This window comes from Bacillota bacterium, assembly GCA_024653485.1.
Taxonomy (GTDB): Bacteria; Bacillota; SHA-98; order UBA4971; family UBA4971; genus UBA6256.
This window is the reverse complement of record JANLFY010000016.1, coordinates 18,857-39,983: the sequence shown is the minus strand read 5'-3', so window position 1 is coordinate 39,983 and position 21,127 is coordinate 18,857. Positions and strand designations below refer to the sequence as shown.

The 21,127-nt window shown below is 63.7% G+C and carries 14 protein-coding genes; 1 reads left to right on the top strand and 13 read right to left on the bottom strand.

Annotated features, from left to right (window positions below):
* Positions 1-108 precede the first annotated feature (108 nt).
* The 9 genes from NUW12_11200 to hydE form a co-directional block, all read right to left on the bottom strand.
* On the bottom strand, positions 109-1,272 hold the full coding sequence (locus tag NUW12_11200; GenBank protein ID MCR4403318.1) for an ABC transporter substrate-binding protein: 1,164 nt from the start codon (positions 1,270-1,272) through the stop codon (positions 109-111).
* 99 nt (positions 1,273-1,371) lie between these two features.
* The gene (locus tag NUW12_11195) at positions 1,372-2,355 is read right to left on the bottom strand and encodes a DMT family transporter (GenBank protein ID MCR4403317.1); all 984 of its coding nucleotides are present in this window, start codon (positions 2,353-2,355) and stop codon (positions 1,372-1,374) included.
* A gap of 279 nt (positions 2,356-2,634) precedes the next feature.
* Positions 2,635-5,976 carry an AAA family ATPase gene (locus NUW12_11190; protein ID MCR4403316.1) on the bottom strand — a complete coding sequence of 1,114 codons (3,342 nt, stop codon included), beginning with the start codon at positions 5,974-5,976 and terminating at the stop codon, positions 2,635-2,637.
* Positions 5,973-7,130 (bottom strand): DNA repair exonuclease, encoded by a 1,158-nt coding sequence (locus tag NUW12_11185; protein MCR4403315.1) that lies wholly within the window; start codon positions 7,128-7,130, stop codon positions 5,973-5,975. Before NUW12_11185 ends, NUW12_11190 begins: the two co-directional genes overlap by 4 nt.
* Before the next feature lie 136 nt (positions 7,131-7,266).
* Positions 7,267-9,630 (bottom strand): hypothetical protein, encoded by a 2,364-nt coding sequence (locus tag NUW12_11180; GenBank protein ID MCR4403314.1) that lies wholly within the window; start codon positions 9,628-9,630, stop codon positions 7,267-7,269.
* A gap of 135 nt (positions 9,631-9,765) precedes the next feature.
* Positions 9,766-11,016, bottom strand: a complete 1,251-nt coding sequence (locus NUW12_11175) for a glycosyltransferase (GenBank protein MCR4403313.1) — start codon at positions 11,014-11,016, stop codon at positions 9,766-9,768.
* Between the two features lie 131 nt (positions 11,017-11,147).
* Positions 11,148-12,491 (bottom strand): [FeFe] hydrogenase H-cluster maturation GTPase HydF, encoded by a 1,344-nt coding sequence (gene hydF / locus NUW12_11170; GenBank protein MCR4403312.1) that lies wholly within the window; start codon positions 12,489-12,491, stop codon positions 11,148-11,150.
* 40 nt (positions 12,492-12,531) lie between these two features.
* The gene (hydG, locus tag NUW12_11165; GenBank protein ID MCR4403311.1) at positions 12,532-14,013 is read right to left on the bottom strand and encodes a [FeFe] hydrogenase H-cluster radical SAM maturase HydG; all 1,482 of its coding nucleotides are present in this window, start codon (positions 14,011-14,013) and stop codon (positions 12,532-12,534) included.
* Between the two features lie 198 nt (positions 14,014-14,211).
* Complete coding sequence (hydE, locus tag NUW12_11160) at positions 14,212-15,579, bottom strand: [FeFe] hydrogenase H-cluster radical SAM maturase HydE (protein MCR4403310.1); 1,368 nt, start codon at positions 15,577-15,579, stop codon at positions 14,212-14,214.
* Between the two features lie 528 nt (positions 15,580-16,107).
* Between hydE and NUW12_11155 the strand changes: the two genes are divergently transcribed.
* The gene (locus NUW12_11155; GenBank protein MCR4403309.1) at positions 16,108-16,416 is read left to right on the top strand and encodes a hypothetical protein; all 309 of its coding nucleotides are present in this window, start codon (positions 16,108-16,110) and stop codon (positions 16,414-16,416) included.
* A gap of 58 nt (positions 16,417-16,474) precedes the next feature.
* Here NUW12_11155 and NUW12_11150 read toward each other — a convergent pair whose 3' ends face one another.
* The 4 genes from NUW12_11150 to NUW12_11135 form a co-directional block, all read right to left on the bottom strand.
* Entirely contained in the window at positions 16,475-17,485 is a 1,011-nt protein-coding gene (locus NUW12_11150) for a hypothetical protein (GenBank protein ID MCR4403308.1), read from the bottom strand.
* Between the two features lie 292 nt (positions 17,486-17,777).
* Complete coding sequence (locus tag NUW12_11145) at positions 17,778-18,572, bottom strand: outer membrane lipoprotein-sorting protein (GenBank protein ID MCR4403307.1); 795 nt, start codon at positions 18,570-18,572, stop codon at positions 17,778-17,780.
* 46 nt (positions 18,573-18,618) lie between these two features.
* The gene (locus NUW12_11140) at positions 18,619-19,863 is read right to left on the bottom strand and encodes an ABC transporter permease (GenBank protein MCR4403306.1); all 1,245 of its coding nucleotides are present in this window, start codon (positions 19,861-19,863) and stop codon (positions 18,619-18,621) included.
* 25 nt (positions 19,864-19,888) lie between these two features.
* Positions 19,889-21,124, bottom strand: a complete 1,236-nt coding sequence (locus NUW12_11135; GenBank protein MCR4403305.1) for an ABC transporter permease — start codon at positions 21,122-21,124, stop codon at positions 19,889-19,891.
* Between the last annotated feature and the right edge of the window lie 3 nt (positions 21,125-21,127).

Below are 21,127 nucleotides of genomic sequence, written 5' to 3'. Positions count from 1 at the left end.
TGCGTGGGGGCGATGCCCGCCCGGGCGCCGTACCTTTCGGTTCTCCGGACGGACCTCGCCCCCGCTTGCCCGGTTGCTATGTCTTCGACCCGTGTGTCGTGCTTGCTCTCACTTCTCCGGAGGGGTTATGATAGCAGGATCGCTTACCTCCGCAAAGTAACGGAAACGACCCTCCTTCACCACCTGAACCTGAATGGGCTTCATCGATTCACCCAGCTTGTTGAAGCTGCGGATCACGCCAGTCGCGCCGTTGAGGTTCGCTGTCGTGGCGATCGCATCGCGAATCGCCTTGGGATCTGTGGAGCCCGCCCGTCGGAGTGCATCGGCTATCACCAGAAGGGCGTCGAAGTTGGACGCGCCCACCATGTCGGGTTCCATCTTGTAGAGCTTCCTGTAGTCCTCGATGAACGCCCTGGCCACGGGCCTCGTGTCGTCCCTGTTGAGGTTGGTTACGATGATCACGCCCTCAGACGCCTTTCCAGCGATCTCGATGAATTTCGGTGAATCGAAACCCTCTTCGCCCAGGATTTGAGCCTTGAGCCCCAGTTCCTTCGCTTGCTTGCAGAACTGAGCGGCTTCGTTGTAGTATCCGCTCGCAAAGACGACATCCGGGCCGAGTTGCTTCAGTCGAGTGATGTACGGCGTGAAGTCCTGTTCGCCGAGGGGGTAAAGGCTCTCCCAGAGGATCTTGACACCCAGTTCGCCGGCGCGCTTGCGGAAACCTTCGGCCAGGGCGCGGCCGAAGTCATTGTCCATCGTCATGAGGCAGGCGGTCTTCGCCTTGAGGATATTGCCTGCCACCTCGCCCGCAGCAGCGCCTTCGATGGGCCCCAGCATCCCGCACCTGAACACGAAGTCTCCCGCTCGGGTGATATCGGGATGAACAGCGAAACCGGCCACCATGGGGATCCCTGCCTGTTGGTAGATGGGCGCGACCGCCCGCATGGGAGCGCTGTAAGACCCACCGACCACCGCGACGACCTTGTCCTGCTCGATGAGCTTGTACGCGACTGCGACCGCTTCCTTGGCGTCTGCCCTGTCGTCGTACACCACGAGCTGAATTGGCCGACCGTTGATGCCTCCAGCCTCATTCACCTGCTTTACGGCAAGCTCGACCGATTGTTTCACGCTGAGCCCGTCAGCAGCCGCGAACCCCGTGAGCGGCGCGTGCAGCCCTATCTTGATAGGCTCCGCGCCAAGCGCGGCCGGCCCCGCGATGCCCACCAGCAGGCACGTCACAGCGAGCAGCAACCAGGAAACCGACTTTCTCACTTCTTCGCACCTCCGTTTTCAGCAGTAGCATACAGCCTAGCGAGGCTTCTTTCATCTCATCTCATCTCATCTCATCTCATCTCATCTCACCGTGCCTTCTCACCCGGTTCCGTGCCCCGCGTTCACCTCCTCGCGCTCGGACGTTCCAGACCGGCGTCCACGGGCGCTGCTATCACCGATGGATTGGACTTGCAGGATGAGCACCCCGACGAGCACAAGCGCTGCACCCAGTAGCTTCCATGGTGTCATCCTCTCGCCCAGCAGCACGTAAGACAGGAGGGCCGTGGCGGCTGGCTCAGCCATGCAGACTATTCCGGCGTGGCTCGCCTCGATCCGAGTCAGTGCCTCCATGTGCAACCAGTAGGCTGCGAGCGTAGGCCCCCATGCAAGGCCCAGGATGAGCAACCACGCCCGCAGTGGGAGCGAGGCAACCTTCGCGATTCGTCCTCCTGCCAAACACAGAAGAAACAGGCTTCCGAAGCCGAACGCCCACAGCACCGAAGTCCATGAGGAATGTCTCTCGAGAGCTCGCTTGCTCATGAGCGTGTACGACGCGTACGCAATCGCGGCAGTGAGGCCGAACAAGACCCCCGTGGGGTTCAGGGCTAGGAGCTTTGGCTCGTATCCGCCAGCCACGAGGAAGCATCCGCCGAACGTGACCACGAGGGCGGCGATCTTCGTGAGCGTAAGACTCTCCCCGAAGAACGCCGCCGCGCCAAGCGTCACGTAGACCGGCGCCGTGTACAGTAGGATGACCGCCGTCGTGGCCGTCGTGCGTTTGAGCGCCTCGAAATAGGACATGTGGTTGAGCGTCACCCCCACTAGACCGAAGGCGACGAAGAACCACAGGTCTTGGCGCGGCACTCGTAGCTTGCAGCGATCTCGCGCGGCTAGGATGATGAAAAGCGTGACAAAAGCGATGGAACCTCGGAGGCTCACAAGCACAACGGGCTCGAGGTCGTAGACGTATATGAACTTCGCGAATATGCCTAGGGTCCCCCAGATGACGGCTGCGGCGAAAGCCATGCAAAAGCCGATGACACGTGTGCGTTGCGCTCCGCGGATGCTCACCCGGTCCTGCATGGGAAACTGCCGTCCCTTCTATTCATCGATGGCACCGATGGCACTGGGGGCACGAAAGCCGAAGACATCTCAACAAGCGAAAGGCCGCGGGTGAAATCTGCACGAATACCCGCCTTCACGCATACCCGCCTTACGCATACCCGCCTTTATGAATATACGCTAGCTGTCCTCAAAACCCTGCTTGAGAAGGCTAGGAGACCTCGCCGGGTTACTGCAGCGATGACATGCGGGGTGAGGCCCGATGCCGTGCCCACGACCGCAGGCCGGCAATCGACCACCCTAAACTGCCCTCATTCCGTATTCGCGGACGTCCACCGATTTTCCCCAACCTGCGACCGGCTCGAGGTGCGACAGGACCAGGATCTGCCGGTCCTTGGCGATCCGCAGCAGGATCTCGCGCAGGTTGGCGAGTCTTGCACTGTCGCACGCCGCGAAGGGGTCGTCGAAGATGAAGGGGAGACGGTAGTCCTCGGCAAGAAGGTCGGCCACGGCCAGTCTCAGGGCGATGTAGAGCTGGTCCTGGGCCCCCTTGCTCAACTGAGCGAGGTCGCACGGCACGCCACCATCCTCGACGTGGATCCGAAAGTCGCTGTCGATCACGACCGCACGACCCCTCACTCCCGTTATCGCCTCGAAGTGCTTCGTAGCCACGTCCCGCAGGAGCGTGCGGTACGATCCCTGGAAGTCCTTGACAGCCTCTGAGAGCTCAGTACAGGCGATTGTGAGGGCGTCCGCCAACACGCTTACCTCTTCACGCCTACGCCTGAGCGCTGCCAGCTCCGCTTCCGCCTGGGCGATGTTCAGTGAGGACCTCCCCTCGAGGCGTCCTTGCTCCGCCGCGAGGTCTCCCCTCTCCTTCTCGAGCGTGGCGATGTGCCCGCGGAGACGTTCGACCTCGCCATTGAGAGCCCTCCACCTGGCCTCTATTCTCTCCACGTCGCCAGCCTCATCGATCTCCGGAAGCCCCGGGTTGTCGTTCACGAGGCGCTTCCATTCCGCCAGAGACTGTGCTGCGTTGTTGCGTGCGCTCGTGCCTTTCTCGCGGAGCTCGTCCACAGATGAGGCGCCATGCTGTTCGAGGAGTGTCGCAAGGGCCGTTCTCATCGCCTCGATCTTCTCGAGGAGAGAGCGTCTTTCCTCGCATCTCCTCTGCGCTCTCTCCGGGTCGCCACCAGACGCCTCAAGCAAGGGGCGAAGCGGCCGAGACACCTGTTCTTCCTTCGCCTCGAACTCCTTGACCCGTGACCTCAAGCCATCTACGTGCTCCTTCCCCGCTTCTATCGTCGCTTGTGCCGCCTGAATGTCTTTGCGGAGACCCTCGTAGCGTCCAGCCTCGGCTATCATTCGCTCCCACCAGGCTGCGTCGCTTCCCTCTCCTTCCAAGAAGGCAATGAGCTGGCCGACAGTGCCCGCGTCCTCAGGCGAGGCGGCCACGGACACGAATCGCGCAAGCTCTCTCCACTCATCGCCGACCTTGGGATCAGCCAGTGAAGCGTGCTCGGCGGCCTCGGGCTCGCAGCCGAAAGCCTCGCGCGCGAAAGCTCGTACGAGGCCTTCCAGGCGGCTCCTCCGGTCCAGCATGGCCTTCCACTCGGAGAATGCCGCGCCGACATCCTTGAAGCTCTCAGAGAACCTGCTTGTCCTTGCTACGAATTCATCGTAGCCTTTCTTGGCTCGTTCGAAAGCTTCCAGGATTCGCCCCGCCTCTTCATCAGACGGGAGAAGGGCCTCGCTTTCCGCAAGCACCGCTGCCTCCTCTTCGCGCTGCTCCAGCCTTTCGAGCAGGGCTCCGAGCGACGCCTCGTCGCTCGAGGCCAGGTCGCCCAGGGCTTGGCCGAGGAGCGCAAGTTCGCGGCGGCACTGTGCGAGCTCCGATTCTATCCTCGTTGCTTCGAGCCTTTCGCCGGCGACCCTGCGGGCGTGGATGGCGCCCGACACCACGTATCCCGCGAGACCGAAGAGGACGGCCACGACCAGAGATATCCATGTGTTTACTCTTGTCGCGGAGCCTCCCAGCAACAGCCACGCGACGACGGACGCCACGAGAGCCGACGCGAGGCCGGCCGCGGCGCGCGCACCACGGGGCATGTCCACTGACCGCCTGCGTTCCGCAAGCTCCCCCTGAAGCCTCTTCTCCCTGCGAAAGGCGCCCAGGATCTGCCGGATGGTGTCCGCAGCGCCTGGGCCGAGAGCTGCGATCCCCGCGTAACGCTTTTGGAATGCTTCCCGGACGTTCGCGACGACCCTCGTCCGCTCGCGCAGTGTCTCGAGATCCCTGCGGGTTCTCTCCATGTCCCTCTCAAGCTCGACAAGACGGGCTGAGTAGCTCGCGAGGAGAGCGATTTCCTCGGGGCTCGCCTCAGCGAACACCTGAAATCTCGCGGCGAGCTCCGCCTCGCACGAGGCAAGCTCCGAATTGTGATCGAGGAATACCCGCCACTTCTGAACAATCTCGGCGGCCTTCCGTCTCGCGCCGCGCGCTGCCGCTTCGGGCGCCGGACCGAGCGCTCCCCAGTCGCGGAGGGTGGAAATCTCCTGCCTGAGCCGGTCCAGCTCGCCCTGCTTCAGCCTCACCGCTGCTTCTGCGTCCAGGATCGCCCTTTCCGCCTCTCCCCGTTTGGCCTTGAGGGTAATGAGCTCAGTCAACGCTCGTTCGGTCTCGCGGGGCGCCCCTTCGAACTCGGGGAAGCCTTCTCTCACCCTTCTGTTCTCGGCGTCGATATCGGAGTCGAGGCTCTTGGCCTTCTCGAGCGCCGCCTCGAGACTCGTCTGGTCCTTCGTTGCCCTGCGGTATTCAGTGGCGAGCCGCCTCCACTCAGACCATGCCTTCACGATGGTCTCCTTGGATGCCAGGGTCTTCCTGGCCTCCGCGAGCTCGCGCTCGATGTCGTTGAGCCTTCTCAAAACGGGCTGCAACGAGTCAACCGCTCGACGGGAGGCATCGAGCTCCGACTCGAGCGCCTGAATGCGTGAGGTCAGCTCCTCGAGAACGCGGTCTTTCGTTTGGTTCCGGGAGGTCACCTTTCGTTCCCCGGTGGTCTTGGTCTGTGCCGAGAGCTCGTTGACGAGCCGTTCCAGCGCTCGTGCGAACCCTCCCCCTGCGCCTGAGAGGAGTTCCTGAACCTTCTCATCAAGGTGTTTCGCTTCCGGGATGGGCTGGGTGACGCAGAAAGTGCGTTCGAAGAGCTCACGCGAGGAGATTCCGATGAGTTCCGCCAGGCTTCTTTCATAGGCCTCATTCGGCTTCCTCGTGGCTCCGGGGTTGTGCTCACCCATCACGAGAGCTATGTACCGCCCGTTCTCCAGCTTCGCCAGGGACACCTTGTGCGTGTCAAAATCCCGGTGGATCCTGTACACGCCCCCGTCCGACTCGAACTCGACCTCTCCCTCAAAACGCCGAGGGCCGTCCCAGTTTCTGAAGCGGGCTTGCCCGAACACGGAAGGGTCGTTCTTCGCCGGCAGGCCGAATATGGTCGCGAGAAGCCCGCTGACCAACGAGGACTTGCCGCGCTCGTTGGGCGCGACCAGCGCGTTGACGCCCGGGCCGAACACGGCCTCCACCCTGTCGCGGTACGGACCGAAGCCGGCGAGGGACAGCTTCCTGAGCGACACCTCCTTCACCGCTCGTCACCCCCTTCGCCAGCCCCAAAAGCCGCCAGACCCTTGCGCAGCGCGAGCTCCAGGACACGCTTTTCACGCTCTTCGCGCGCCTGCTCAAGCCGTGCCATGAGCCTTTTCACGAAGTGCCCCCGGATTGTTGGCTCCGAAGCGTACAGGCTTCCTACGCCGGCGTTGAAGAACGAGGTGTCATCGACCACCTCGACGAAGAAATACTCCCTCGAAAGCGACCTCGCCAGGGCATCCGCGTCCACGGCAAACGGCGGCACGCCCTTGAGCTCGATTCTGACGAGAGCGTCTTGGTCGGCCCCGGCCTCCACACGGCACGCATCTACCAGCTCGTCATACGACCGGCTGGCTGAGGCCTCGATCTCAACCGAGACGTACTTTCGCGCAGGAACATGCGAGGTTTTCACCGACGCGGTCCAACCCGTGCCGGTGTCGGTGAAGTCGACCACAGTGAGCTCTCCGGTTCCAGGATCGTCAAACCCCTTGGCCTCCACCATACCCGGGTATACAGCCAGCCCCCTCCCTCCGAGTCTCGCCCTTTCGTGCCTGTGGACGTGCCCGAGAGCCGCGTACGTGTACCCCGCGGCCTCCAGAGCGCCCGGCGGTATCGGCAGGCTTCTGTCGGAGGTCCCCCAGCCCAGGGAGCAGTGGAAAACCCCGATGTTCACCCCGGGTCCTTGCGCGCTCGGAAGAGTGGCGAGCTCGCTGACCCGTGTGAGCCCTCCTGTATAGGCCAGGGAGTACACGTGGACAGGCACGCCCTTGACGCTTTCTGAGGCAACCAACTCAGGCATGGGGTTACGCACGAGCACGCCAGGCCAAGAACCGCCAAGCCTTCTGAACACCGAGTCATGATATGTTATCTCGTCATGGTTTCCGGGAACGGTCAAGAGGAACACGCCCGCCCGAACCAGGCGTTCAAGCTGTCGGACCGCTTCCTCGACCACGGCAGGGTCCGGCCTGTGGGACTCGAAGAGGTCGCCAGCGATGATGACCATGCCGATCCTGTTGGCGGGCTCGAGCGCGAAGTCGACCGCCCTTTTCAGGAGGAGGTCGCGTTCCTGTCGCCGCGCCCCGGCCTTGTCGTCAGGAAGATCAGATGGGGACCAGCCGAGGTGCAGGTCGGCCAGGTGGAGGCACCGGAGCATGCTTCATCACCCCGCCCGGACAGCGTCTATCCAGAGAATACCACAGCACGGCGGGAAATGGAAGTGCTTCGGATGCGGGTATCAGGGTGCTGTTGGAGGTGGTCGTACATGGGACCACGCGGGCACGCTGCGCGGTCTAGCCGTCACGGGGTGTCGCTTCCGCCTCCGTTTCCGAGACAGCGAGGTACAGCGCGACAAGGCACGGATAGAGCATGAGCAGCGCCGCCGCCACCACTCCCGAGTCATTGGCTACCATGGCCGCGGCCGCCCCGGCGAGGCTTGCGTCGAGTGAGGAGGCGAGCCCGCGATGGGAGTCGGTGAGCTTGCCGACCGGTCCCACCCGCCGCACGCGGAGAAGGATCAGTGCGGCAAGGAACGCGAATAGCGCCCGCGTCCAGATGGTGTAGCGTATGAGTTTGAGGTTCATCGCTGCCTTGCGCCGGACAACGTCCGCCAGTGTTGCGGGACCGTCCGCGAGCACGGCGAGCACGGTCCGGCCCCAGTGCGACACCGGGCCACCCGCCCTCACGGCGTCGATTGCGGCGATCCCCGCCACAATCGACACTGCCAGCGCTGCCAAGACGGCCAATTCCCGGCTCCTCACCTTCCTCCCCAGGTACAGCGGGTAGGCCGCGCCGAATCCCACGACAGCCGCGAGCGTGCCCCCCATGTTAGCTCCGAGAGAGGGCGAGCCGATCACGAAAAGGACCGCTGCGAAAGTGACCCCGATCCCAGAGACGACTGCGTCGCGCGTCCTCTGTGGGACGGCGCGAGAACTCATCCAATCGAGAACGAGACCGCTTCCCGTGATGAGCGACCCGATGAGCACACCCATGTACTCATTTCCTATGCCGTAGAACCTTGCGCCCCCAATGGGGTCATAGCCCAGCACCGACCGTCGCATCAGCTTGGCTCCAAACAGGATGTCGCATGTGACGGCGAGAGCGGTGAGCAGGTAGATCCCCGCAAACGCTCCAAGAGCCGAGGCGCGGCCGAAAGCGATGCTCGCCGCGAGGCACACAGCGAGCACGATCGTCGCGAGCACCGCAGCAGCGGAGCCTGTGGTTGCCGGACGCGCGAGGGGAATGACCAGCATGGCGAGAGGCACGGCTCCCAGAGCGAGGAGAAACGCCCACATGATCCTCGCGATCCGAGGCGCGCTCGCGGGCGTAGTGCGTGTATCGGACCCACCCGACTCGAGGAACACGCTGGAACGCCTTTGGGTGGCACGCCTCGCGATCGCTGCGACGACGATGCCGAGGGATGCAAGGGTTGCCGCGATTTGAAGGCCCACGAAGGTCTTGAGGAGCGGCGCTCTCATGAGAGACGTAGACGCGATCTCGTCGTGCATGGACTCCAAGCGCAACATGGGCGCGCGGCTCGGCACGGCGTGCATTGGCGTGCCGAGGATCCAGGTAGGCGCGGCTGCGCCCAGCCACGAGACTACGGATGCCGCCACGTCTATGTTCGCTACGAGGCCGTCCCGCCTCGTCGTGGCGGAGGTCAAGAGCGCCCCCTCTGATCCCGGTGCGGGCGTGAAGCCGGCTCCGGCCGCGACGAGCGGTGCGAGGCTGCGGCCCGACGCGACCTCCCTCGCACTTGGCGTCGGCGTCAGGACAAGGAGGGTGGTGACAGAGAGGTCCAGCGATTCAATGAGGTGACCGACTAGAGAGTCAGCTGACGAGAGCGCGACGCGGCGCGCACGCTCATATGCCGCGTCCGTGAGGAGTCCGGCCTCCAGGTACCGCTCCACTCTCGCACAGTCCCCTGACTCGACCACCACGAGATCCGCCTCTCCCGTCGTCACCGCTTCAGCCACGAGCGCGGCGAGGAGTCCGGTGTTGGTCGCGATCCCACCCGGGAAGTCGTCTCTTCGGACGACCGTGCCCTGACCGACGTCGCCCATGTCGACCACGCCCCGGGAGTCCATGGCGACCGCAGCCGCGCAGCGTCCCGGGCGCCCCGGCGTGTCGGAATTCCCGAAGACGGCGGTCCTCTTTCCCGCTCTTCCGAGCGCCTCACCCAGGGCTCCGGGGACTATGCGGTAGCTCGAGCTTGAGTTGGCTCGTATGATGAGGGCCATGTACGGATGGATCACGCTTCCAGGCGGCGCCTTCACTCCCGTGTTTCGCGCGAACGTTGCGCCCGCGGGCGAGCCTTCCACCACTTCGTCGAAGTTGAAGGCGCTCGCCGTCTCTGGCGGGCCCTGCGCCCTCGTCCCTGAGCCGAGCGTCACGTATGTGTGCTCGTCCTGCAAGGTTCTCGCGGTGCGCGCGCTCATGAGGCCGATCGCGCCGCTTGACGCGAGCTTCCGTATGTTGGGCACGAGAGCCCGGTCTATGTCCTCGATCGTGAGAGCGTCGATCAGAACGAGGACCACCTTGCGGTCCCGCGCCCCCGCGCCCGGCGCGGCCAGGGCACAAGTCCGGGATGCTGTGGACGCCCGACCGGGGACGAGGAGCCCCAAGACGAGCGCGAGAACCGTGAGGCCGCGGAACACGAAGGGGTGCGAACACCCGCGGCTCACTCCTTGTCCAGCGAACGCTCGATACACAGTCTGTCGACCTTGTCCCGGAGTCACGGCGACCTCCGCTTGCGACGTCGTCGTCTCGGCTTCCCGACTCTCATGATCCCGCTACCGCGGGCCGTCCCGCAACGGCCTCGTCCTGTCTGACAGCGCCTCGATGTACACCTCCTGAGTCGCCCGGACCATGCCCTCTATCGAGAAGCGCTGCCGCACCTCAGCTCGCGCGCACGCGGCCATTTGATCGGCTTCCCACGGATGAAGTAAGCACTCCTTCAGACAGACTGCCAGCCCAAGGTCATCACCAGGCGCGGCGAGCCATCCCATCCCCGGCGCTACCACTTCCTCAGTCCCTGGGGTGCGTGTGGCCACCACCGGAACCCCAGCGGCCATGGCTTCGAGGAGCGATAGCGGCATGCCCTCAGACAGACTCGGAAGCACGAACACATCGATGGCGGCGTAGAAGCGCGCCATGTCCTCCACGAATCCCAGGAACCGTAACTGGTTTGCCACTCCTAGTCTCGCTGCGAGCGCTTCAAGATCGCGCCTGGCCGGCCCGTCTCCGGCAATGAGAGCCATGGGGCGAAGGCCCCACCTCCTAAGGCGCGCGAGCGCGTGGACGAGCACTCCCACGCCCTTGTCGGGAATGAGCCGTGCGGCTGTGCCGATGAGGACCGCGTCCGTCCGGCAGCCAAGCGCACTCCGCGCTCCCGCCTTCGCTTCGGGGAAGCTCACCCCCCCTTGATGGCCTCCGCCGAAGCGGTCGAGCGCCACGCCGTTGGGTATGTGCCTCACTTTGTGCGGACCGAGCCCCGGGATGGAGGCGTACTCGTCTCGAAGCGCCGCCGATACGGTGATGACGCGGTCGGTGACCGGCGCAAGAGCGCGCTCCAGGTACGCGCAAAGACGCCCCTGCGGGCTGCCGCGGGCCCTCGCAAGAACTGAGTTGTGCACGGTGTACACGACGGCGGGCCTGTACCCGCCTCTTGCGGAATGCGCGAGGTCCGTCCCCGGGCGATGGAAGGCGCGGACACGCTCGAGAACCCGTGCTGCTGCCCTGCCAAGAGCTGCGGCCTTGAACCCGTGGAAATGGCATATCTCAGGCTCCACGCGGCGGATGAGGCGAGCGAGCGCGATCACCTTCGCAGCGTCCCGCGGATGAGACAGTCCTTCGGGCACGGAGAAGGGCTCGTGCTTCCACCGGCACCGCTCGAGGCATGCCGAGATCGCAGCGTCCTCGGGACACGCCACCACGATGTAGAACGTGCTGCGATCGATGACCTCTATCAGGTTGGAGAGGTGGGTCCTCATCCCGCCTCTCGAAGGTCCCACCACGTGCAGAACCTTGACCTTCTTCGACAACTCGCAGCGCCGCGGCTTGGGGCCCCTCGGCTTCCCTCCCAGTCGTTTGCTCGCGTCGTCCCCCGGTCCGCCCCGGGGCACGTCTGGGCTTCCCGGCCGTTAGCCTGCGCTCGTGCCCGGGCCGATATGCGTCACTTCGGTTCGGCTTCAGGTTGGCCGCCGGAAGCACGGCGCCTGCAGCTCAGCGGGGACGTGTTCGCCTCCCCAGCGCCGAGGACCCCTGCGGCGACAAACGGCTCGAGAGCCCTGTCGAGGATGCCGTGGAGGCAGGCGATCAGGACTCCGTAGTTCACCACGGGCACCCCCGCTCTCTTCACCATTGCTAGGCGGTGCAGCATCTCCGCCCTGTTGATCATACAGCCTCCGCAGTGAACGACGAGGTCGAAGCGTGCGAGGTCCTCTGGGAAGCTGGCGCCGGATGCCCACGAGAACCGCAACTTTCCGCCGACCTCTTGTTCCAGCCAGGCTGGGATCTTGACCCTTCCTATGTCGTCCCCTATCGGGTGGTGAGTGCATGCCTCGGCGATGAGAACCCGCGCGCCTGGTTCGAGCTTTGCGACGCGGCGCGCTCCCTCGACGAGCGCGGAAAGGTCGCCCTTGTGGCGAGCGAAGAGTATCGAGAACGACGTGAGCGGGACATCCCTCGGAACTTGCTCTGACACGATCCCGAACGCCTGCGAGTCGGTGACGACCAGAGCCGGGCGTGACCGGAGGCCTTCGATAGTCTCCCGGACCGCGTTTTCCTTCACTACCACCGCTCGAGCGTCGTTGTCCAGGAGGTCCCGAAGCGTTTGCACCTGCGGAAGAATGAGACGCCCCTTCGGAGCCTCGATGTCGACGGGCACCACAAGCACTACAGTATCCCCGGGGCGCACGAGATCTCCGATCACGGGAGGACCCTCCCAGTACTTGGGAGCCTCGCGGACGATGCGGTCCTTGAGAGAGCCGAGACCCTGCCCAGTCTTGGAGCTGACCGGCACGAGGCTGATTCCCAGTTGCGCTTCCAGGGCGCCGAGGCGAGCCGCGCTCTCCGGCAGAACAGCGCTTTCGCCGGCGGGCCGGCGGTCGCGCTCCGCGGCCGGGCCTATGAGATCCGTCTTGTTGGCTACCCCGATCACCGGCACGCCTCGCTCGCGGGCCTCTGCCAGGATGGATCGTTCGTAGTCTCCCACGCCTCGAGTGACGTCTACTACCAGTATGGCGAGGTCCGCTTTCGCCAGGACCCGTTTCGTCCTTTGCACCCGCATTTCGCCGAGCTGCCCCGAGTCGTCTATTCCGGCCGTGTCGATGATGACGACGGGTCCGACAGGGAGGATCTCCATGGCCTTGTACACGGGGTCTGTGGTCGTCCCGGGGACGTCAGACACCAAGGCGATGTCCTGGTTGGTAAGCGCGTTTATCAGGCTTGACTTGCCCGCGTTGCGCCGACCGAGGATCGCAATGTGCAGCCTGTTGCTGCGTGGAGTGGACTGCATTCCCAACCCTCCTACACGGCCGCCCTTCCCTTAAGAAGCATCAGAAGTACAGATCACGTTCCCCCTGCTCCAGTCTTCGGAGGCGCGAAGCGGTCTCCTCGCGGATGATCGGCGATGGGATCATCTCGAGATGACGCCTTATGGCCTCCTCGCCCACCCTCTTGGTGCCGTCTGACGCATAGTCCAGGAGATACTCTTTGAACGTCAAGATGGCGTTGGGTTGGCAGAGGTTCTGGATCGCGCCGCTCTTCGCGAACTGCATGAACCTGTCCCCCGTGCGCCCCTGCCTATAGCAGGCCGTGCAGTAGCTGGGGATGTACCCGGACCTGGCGAGGCTTGCGATTATCTCGTCCGGGCTTCTGTGGTCGTCCACGGTGAACTGCGGACTGTCCCCCCCGTCGCTCTCAGCAGCGGACAAGGTCGTGGCCGGGGCCTGGCCCGCGGTCGCGGCGCAGGGGCCGGCAAACGATCCGTCGGGGTCGCCTGGGCTCTCCTTTCTGTAAGCTCCCACTCCCGTGCGCGAGCCCGCGCTGATCTGTGAGATGCCCACGGCGAAGACCTCGTCGCGGAACCCCGGCCGCTCGCGAGTGGAGAGGATCATCCCGGTGTAAGGGACCGCAAGGCGCAGGATCGCCACGAGCTTCTTGAAGTCCCTGTCGCTCACGAGGTGCGGGAACGTGTCCAGCGCGACGCCGCGCGCCTGCCTAAGCCGCGGGACTGATATGGTGTGCGGGCCGACGCCGAACGCCGAGTCGAGGTGGGCTGCGTGATAGAGCAACCCGAGGACCTCGAACCTATAATCGTACAGTCCGAAGAGGACACCGATGCCCACATCGTCGATGCCCGCCTCCATGGCCCGATCCATGGCTCCGAGGTGCCAATGGTAGTCCGCTTTCGGCCCGGACGGGTGCATCGCCGCGTACGTCGGCCGGTGGTACGTTTCCTGGAAGAGGACGTACGTTCCGATCTTGGCCTCCTTGAGACGCTTGTAGTCCTCCACAGTGGTAGCGGCCACGTTCACGTTTACGCGACGGATGCTCCCGTTGCCGTTCCTCGTCGAGTATATGGTGTGGATCACGTCTTCGATGTAATCGATCGGGCAGTGTGCCGGGTCCTCTCCGCACTCGAGGGCCAATCTCTTATGCCCCATGGCTTCGAGCGCTCTGACTTCCTCGGCGACCTCCTCCATCGTGAGCCTGCGCCGAGCGAACCGGTTGTCGCGGCGGTAACCGCAATACGCACAGTTGTTCACGCAGAAGTCGGAGAAATAGAGAGGCGCGAAGATCACCAGGCGCTTTCCATATATCCGTTCCTTGACGTCGCGGGCTGCCTCGTACAGAACGTCGAGGGAATCCTCGTCCTTGACGTTGAGGAGCCTCGCTGCCTCACCGGGGGAGATGCCTTTAGCCTCGCGCGCCTTCGCGGCGATGTCACGCACCTCGCGAGGATCCGGCTCGGTCGAGTCCTTGAGGAGGCGCTCGATCTCGCCGTACGGGATGAAATCGTAATCAGTCACTGTCACGGGATAACCACCTCCAGTCTAGTCGTCATTGACCTGTTATCCATAGGACGAGGCGGGCGGCTTGCCGGGGGAGGGCTACTTCCAACGAGGAGCCTACCCCCGGGAGCATGGGGCGGAGTCGGCCCATACCCCACCCCCCTACCCTTCCAAGGAGTGGGCTCGCTTTGCCAATGCGCACTGTGCCGAATGTCCGGCGGCTTAATCGAGCCCCTTCCGCGCGGCCTTCGGGCTGTGCCCGCATGAGTTGGAGACGTGCCTGCCGAGAGCCGCAAGAACCTGTGTAAGCTCGGAAAGCCCGCCGTCCTCCGGTGCATGCAGGGCGATGCTTCCAGGATATACCTCGTACAGCCGCCGAAATTCCAGCGGCGTGACGTTGGGCATGACTACGTTGGCACCGCAGGTGAGTGCCAAGCGCCTCCCTGCTGGATGCAGAGTGGCCAGAGCTGTAGTCGCGGGAAGATGAGCGAGGGGCAGAGCTAGTCTGGTCACGGCGAGGGCCTTCAGCGACATTGAGAGCGTGCCGGGAGGACACCCCGCAAGCGGTGTGTCCGGATGAGGGATGAACGGACCTATACCGGCCATCTCCACGTCAATGGCCCGCAGCAGCTTGATGTCCTTCGCGATTATGCGGACTGTCTGATCGGGAAGGCCCACGATGTTTCCGGAACCGACCTGGAACCCAAGGTCGCGCAGGTCTCTCAAGCACTCCAGACGGCGTTCCAGCGACATGCCGGGGTGGAGCCTTTCGTAGAGGTCGGGATCGGCGGTCTCATGCTTGAGCAGGAACCTGTCGGCACCGGCACGCCTCATGATCGCGTATTCCTTCCTGGAGCGTTCACCTATGGAGAGCGTTACAGCCACGTCTGCGGCCCGCTTGACCCCTTCCACCATCCTTGCGATGTCATCGGCGCGGTAATGGAAGTCGTCGCCGGATTGGAGGACAATGGTCTTGTACCCCGCGGCCGCCGCCCTCGCCGCGATCTCCAGGACATCGTGTACGCTCAATCGGTAACGGACGAGCTTGGCGTTGTCGCGTCGCAGGCCGCAGTAAAGGCAGTTTCGAACGCAATGGTTGGAGAACTCGATAAGCGCGCGAAGATGCACCTCGTCTCCCATGAAACGCCGTCGAACGTCGTCCGCCAGGTCGAAGAGCGCTTGCTGCTCCCGTGGCCCGGCTTCGAGGAGCGCGACGATGTCCTCCTCGGTGAGCCCGACCTCAGCTGGACTCTGAACTGCGGTAGTGCCCGCCTCTCCCTGCGCCCCCAGGTGATCGGGCCCGAGGGCGTCCTTCACCTTTCTGAGCGCATTTTCGAAGCCCTCGGAATGGTGCTCGGTGACGCGCTCCATCGCCTGCGGTCGCCTCCCGTCGTCGGTGCCTCTCGCGCCGTCTGCAGCGTGCACGTAGCCCGTCGCACGTAAGAAGCCCGCCTCCCTGTCGGGAGACGGGCTTTGAGACCTGGCAAATGATGGCGCCCCAAGCGCCCACATCCGCGCGTCTCCCCTTGCACTCAGGCGACCCCTCCGCTCAGGGACGGCGAAAACCTCTTCGATCGATGCGATCGACACCCTTCGCGCCACTGTACCCTTCGGCCCGGGTCCCGTTCCGTTCGTGTCTTGCGCATAGGAACCTCGACCGTCAGGACGCACGCGATTGTGCCTTCTTTCACATTCATTCTACCATGAACCCGCGGAGAGATCAACTGCGCTCGGGTCGTGTGGGACGGAGGTGTACGCTCACCAATGTACGAGCAATGTACGAGGCGGTGAGCCCAACAGGCGGGGCAGGGCGCATTCCATGCAATCGGCGCGATCGATCACCTCCGCCCCATTGATTACCTCCGCTAAAACGCTCTTGATGCGCCGACGAGCGGTCGAGCGGGCCGGGCGGCATTGCTGGGCACGAATTCCGTCGCTGCCGCATACGCTGGTACGAGACGGGGGTGGACATGGGTGCTAAGGCGACTTGCTCGACTCATCGAACGCCCTGCCGGCTGGGTCCGAGGCGTCGCCCGCCGACCCCGCGGGTCACGGGACCGTTCTCTCGATGCATTTCAGATCGACGGCCCGGTCAGCGTCGCTAGGAGATGCGAACGCGTGGTCGGGCACGCTCGTGCGACGCGTGACAACCGAAAGGACGCCCAAGCCGAAACGCGCGGCGATGGCCTGTGCTGCCCCGTCACCCTCGACGAGGCCAGCGTGGTCCTAGGCGAGCTGGGCATGTCGATGCGGCGATGGTTCACGTCCAGCCTCCCCCACGAGTTCTCCGTTTTCATTCCCCGCGCCGAGGTGCGCATACGTAGGAACCGAGGGGTGCAGGAAACGGAGCTGGTGCTCGAGAGCATCACCATCGTGCACGCTCCACGCCCCCCAGTCAAGGCAAGAGACTCTCACGAGCAAGAGTAGAGTCCGTTAGGGGCCATGCGTTCGGGGCCATGAGTCCCGGGTCATGCAGGCGCCCGCGTCAGAAACTGTACGTTGCCAGGGCTCGCAGCATCAGGTCAGGCCTGCCGGGCGGCGCACCTGGATGGGGTCTTCCTGAGAACTCATCGCCTTGGCTGCCTGAGAGGGCGGTTGCTGACAGCGACAGCGAACACCCATCGCTGAGCAAGACGGTCGCGCCTGCCGTCGCCACCGCGCTGCGGTCTACGAGGTTCGCGAGCACCGAGCCAGAGATGGAGGTGAACTCATCGTGAGCGTACGCCAGCTGGGTGAACGCATAGTGGCGCGCCAGGTGCTGGCGGTCGCCCGCAAGCCACGATACGTAGTCGTACGCATCTTGTGTCGCGGCGCCCCGTGAGTCATAGAAGTACTCTCCCGCCCAGATGACCTTCCCGCCGTTCCAGCTGTAATCGGCGCCTAGCAACCCTTCCACCCACGGCCCCGAGCCTGCATCACGCGGAGTATGGTGAGCGACCTCTGCGTGCCACCCGATAGACAGCTCCCCAACCACGAGATCGCCCTTGGCGTCCGCTCCCACCATGGTCGTGTCAGGGTCTTGCGCGGCAGCCAGGGACCAGTCAGTGCCTCCAGCGTTTCCGTGGTACCGCGCCGCGTACCGCCACGTGTCCAGAACGCCTCCATGGACGGCATCTCCGTCGGGCGCCGCGACCAGACTCAGGTAGGATAGGGGTGCCGTCGGGATTCTCATCACCACCGCATCCACGCCCCTACGCAATCCCCCTGCGTCTAGCGTCTTGGCTGCGCCAAAGACGTCCGTGGGCGACCAGGCGTACCCCACGCCCCAGTTGATCTCCTGCCTTCCGAGGTTGAGGTCTGCCCACGGCAGCAAGACCTTGAGATACGCTCGCTCCACCTCGGTCGTCACTGTCCAGTCGCCGCTAGTCGGTGAGTTCCCGAGCATCGCTCCTGCGTCCGCACAGAGTCTCCAGTTGCCTCCCCCGAGCCGCAGTCTCAACCTCAGAGTGGATGTCGCCGATGTCGCCCATGAGTCGTCTGTTCGGGCTAGTTGCACACCCGTTTGCCACTCTCCTCCTACCTGAAGAGAGGGTAGCGAGGCCGCCTCGGTCGTTGATCGCGCGATCGCAGTCCCCCACGCAAGTTCGAGCGCGGCCACGAAGCAAAGGACCGCCACCAAAGAACAGACGCCTTTCGTGGCAGACGGGCAGCGCACAGGACAGCGTCCCACGGTTTTCACAGGACCACTCACCGCCCTTCGTCGCGTGTTCTCACGGCAGCACGTTCGGGAGGACAAGCATCGTCATCGGGTCCTCTGCGTGCCGGACCGACGCTACCGGTGCCGGCCCTCATCGCATCAAGCTTCTCAGAGAGAAAACGTCGTCCGGGATGTCCACATCGAACTCGATCTTCTCGATTATGAAGGTCGTTGACGAGCCCCGCTTGAGCTTGTCTTCCATTACGACCCTGCTCGCGTACGTGCGCCCGCCCTTCTGCCTCAGCTCCTCAACGCGGGACACCTTGAGAAGTCTGCCGCTCGCCGCGTACAGCTCCTCTTTCACGGCCACGAACTTCTCGCTGTCAACCCAGATCTTGCGCCGGGGATACGAGACCTGCTTGCCGGGAAGCGCCGTGGCCTCGAGCACGTAGCATCTGGCTCCTCCGTAGTCCTCCACTCCCGCCACCTTGAAGTCGTATAGCTCGCCCATCTTCTCGCTTTCGAGAGCGTCCTGGTACGAGAAGTCGCTGCCCATCATGCCCTGTCTGAGCATGTGGCCGGAGATCTTCACGAGATCCTCCGCGTCCGGGAAGAACATCCATAGCTCGTCGCCTAGCTTGAGATACTTCGTCCCGCGGTCGCCGGGGTTGAGGAAGGTCACCGCTGCCTTCTCGTTCCCAACCACCCACCCTTCCATTTCCTTCGTGATCTCTCTGTTGCCCGCCCTGATGACGAGCTTTGCCACAAGATGAGCGCTGGCCATGTAGGCGTTCGCGTCCATCCTGGAGACGATCTCTTTCGCGGTCAAGTCGCCCGCCTCCGAAAGCCCACTCATGGCTGCAGTCAGCAACACCAGGGCCACCGCAGGGATCAGAAGCCGGATGCGGGGCCTCACCTTCACCATGTTTCCCCACACGCTCATCATGTTCAAATCCTCCCGCGCATTCCTGTCGTTCTCGACGCTCTTGACGCTATTGAGTCCTCAGAGCCTGCGTTGGTTCTATCTTGGCTGCCTGGTCGCTCGGCCAGGAGACAGCGATGAGCGTCACGACAATCCCCGCAACGAACGCGAAGGCGACGACGTCCCAACTGAACCTTGGGTACAGCTTGGAGGGCATCAAGAGCACCTTGTCCACGGTGGACGCTCCGGGGATGGGTATTCCGACGTCTCTCAGCACTCTGAGGGCTGTCGTTCCGACAATCGCGCCCGCTGCGCTTCCTATGGCGCCCATCACTCCGCCTTCGAGCAGGAAGAGCCATCTCACTTGCTCCGGCCTCAGGCCGAGAGCTCCCATCATGCCGATCTCCCTCCGCCTCTCGTTGACTATCATCAGCATGGTGTTTATCACCACGAAGCTCGCGAGGAAGAGGATGAAGAGATAGACGAGGTTGTATGACGTGCTCGCTACAATCAACATCCTCATCATCTCATTTTGATTGTACCATGGTTGGGCGACGTAACGTGCATCGCCGTCCTTGGCCTTGAGCATATCCTCGATGTCGCGCACGAGCTTGGGTACACTCGCCTCGTCCTCGGCCATGACGAGCACTTCGGTCACTGCGGAACCCATGTCCAGCATGGCCTGTGCGACATCCAAGGGCACGAACACGAGACCGTCGTCGAGGTACTGCAGCCCGCTCCTGACCGAACCCGTGACGACGAAGGTGTAGCCCTTGAGGGAACCGAGAGCGGTGCTGAAAACGAGAGTGAACCTGTCGCCCACCTCGAGACCGAGCCTGTCCAAGGTCCTGTGGCCCATGACCGCCTCACGTTCCCCGGGCCGCAGCAGGCGGCCCTCCACGAGGTAACGGGTCAACCCGATGAGCCTCTCCTCTGCCTCCGGATCCACCCCTACCGCCAACAGCCCCTCGAGTTCCTCGCCCTTGCTCACCATCGCGCCGAAGCGAAGGCGCGGGACGACGCGAGACGCCAAGGGAATCTCCCTCAACGCCTCCGTGATTGATTCGTAGCCTTCACCCCGAAAGCCGTCCACAGGGTAATTGAGCGAGAGGAGTCGCTCCTTGAGGGGGTATTCCTTGGCGATGACGCGCACGTGACCAGACGTTAGCCTGATTGAGTTGACCACGATCGTGTCCACTATCCCATCAACGGTTCCCTTCGTGAGGACGACTACGAAAACGCCCGCCGCTATCGAGATCAAGCTGAGCGCGGTACGCGCTCGGGCTCGCCCGAGGTTCCGCAAGGCAATCCGCATTAGGCGCACCATCCACACCTCCGTGTCAGCCGTGGCGCAGCGATACGAGGGGATCCTGGGCTGCGACCCTCCTGGCGGGAACGTAGCTTGCCACCCAACTCACGACTACGCCCAGAAAGAACGTCTCAACTATCATGGGCCAGTTCCAGGCTCCTCGGAGGACCCCAGCTATCGGGTAACCGATGTCGAGACCCTGATACGCTCGAAGGACGTCGATCCCGTGGTTTACGAGGTACGCGTTGCCCGCAATACCCACGAGGCACCCAGTGATCGAACCCAACACGCCTATGCCTGTGGCCTCAAACATGAAGAGGAGCACGATCTCCCTTGGAGACATGCCCATGGCCTTCATCATCCCGATCTCGCGGACGCGCTCCATGGCCCCGAGGAGGATGGTATTGACCATTCCGACCACAGCGATGATGAGTATCATGAAGATGAGCAATCCGGTGAACCCTTGCTTGCTCTGGCTTATGGCGAGAAAGTCCCTGGCGGTTTCTCTCCATGTGAGCACCTCTGCGGGTATGCCGGCCCCTTGCAACGATGCGCGCACGAGCCCAGAGACTTCATCGATGTTCGCGCGCCTCTCTATCCTCAAGACGACTTCCGTCGCTCCCCCACCTACAGCGAGTGCTTGGTCGGCAACGTCGAGCGGGAGGTAGACCTGGCCGCTGTTTACCTGGGGGTGAGGGCTCCGGATGAGACCTGTCACGGTAAGGTCGACGGCCTGGAACGCCTCGCCACGCGTGCGCGTGACGAGTGTGAAGATGTCGCCAGGCTCTAGCTCGAGCACCTGCGCTAGATTGTAACCGACGAGCGCCTCAGCCGCGCCTCGCGACAACCACTTGCCTTCGACGTACTCAGCCAGCGTAAACACCTGGGGGTCGAGCTCCGGGTCTATTCCAACGCCCACTACGGGGATCTCCTCCCAACCGGTGTTGAGGCGGGCCCCGAATACCAGCCTTGGCGTCGCCGTCTTCACACCCGGCACGCTGCCAAGTGCTGCGAGGACCGCGCTCGGCTCGACCACGAGATCGATGGGAAGGCTCTCTCGCTGTGCGAAGTAGCCCTGTGCGTGAACGCGCAAGTCCCCCGTCTCGAGGTTGATGAGGTTGTCTATGGCGTCGCGGTCCACGCCGCGCATGATGCAGTCAACTTCTATTAGCGCCGCAAGGCCCACTGCGATAGCGAGGAACGTCAGAAATGTGCGGCGCTTCTGTCTCCAGAGGTTCCTTGCTGCCAGCTTGAGCAGGTAACGCATGTG

Bases quoted from the DNA above. Each gene is read 5' to 3' on its own strand.
- NUW12_11135 (MCR4403305.1), bottom strand. From the start codon at position 21,124: ATGCGTTACCTGCTCAAGCTGGCAGCAAGGAACCTCTGGAGACAGAAG.
- NUW12_11185 (MCR4403315.1), bottom strand. From the start codon at position 7,130: ATGCTCCGGTGCCTCCACCTGGCCGACCTGCACCTCGGCTGGTCCCCA.
- hydF (MCR4403312.1), bottom strand. From the start codon at position 12,491: ATGCAGTCCACTCCACGCAGCAACAGGCTGCACATTGCGATCCTCGGT.
- NUW12_11195 (MCR4403317.1), bottom strand. From the start codon at position 2,355: ATGCAGGACCGGGTGAGCATCCGCGGAGCGCAACGCACACGTGTCATC.
- NUW12_11140 (MCR4403306.1), bottom strand. From the start codon at position 19,863: ATGCGGATTGCCTTGCGGAACCTCGGGCGAGCCCGAGCGCGTACCGCG.
- NUW12_11145 (MCR4403307.1), bottom strand. From the start codon at position 18,572: ATGATGAGCGTGTGGGGAAACATGGTGAAGGTGAGGCCCCGCATCCGG.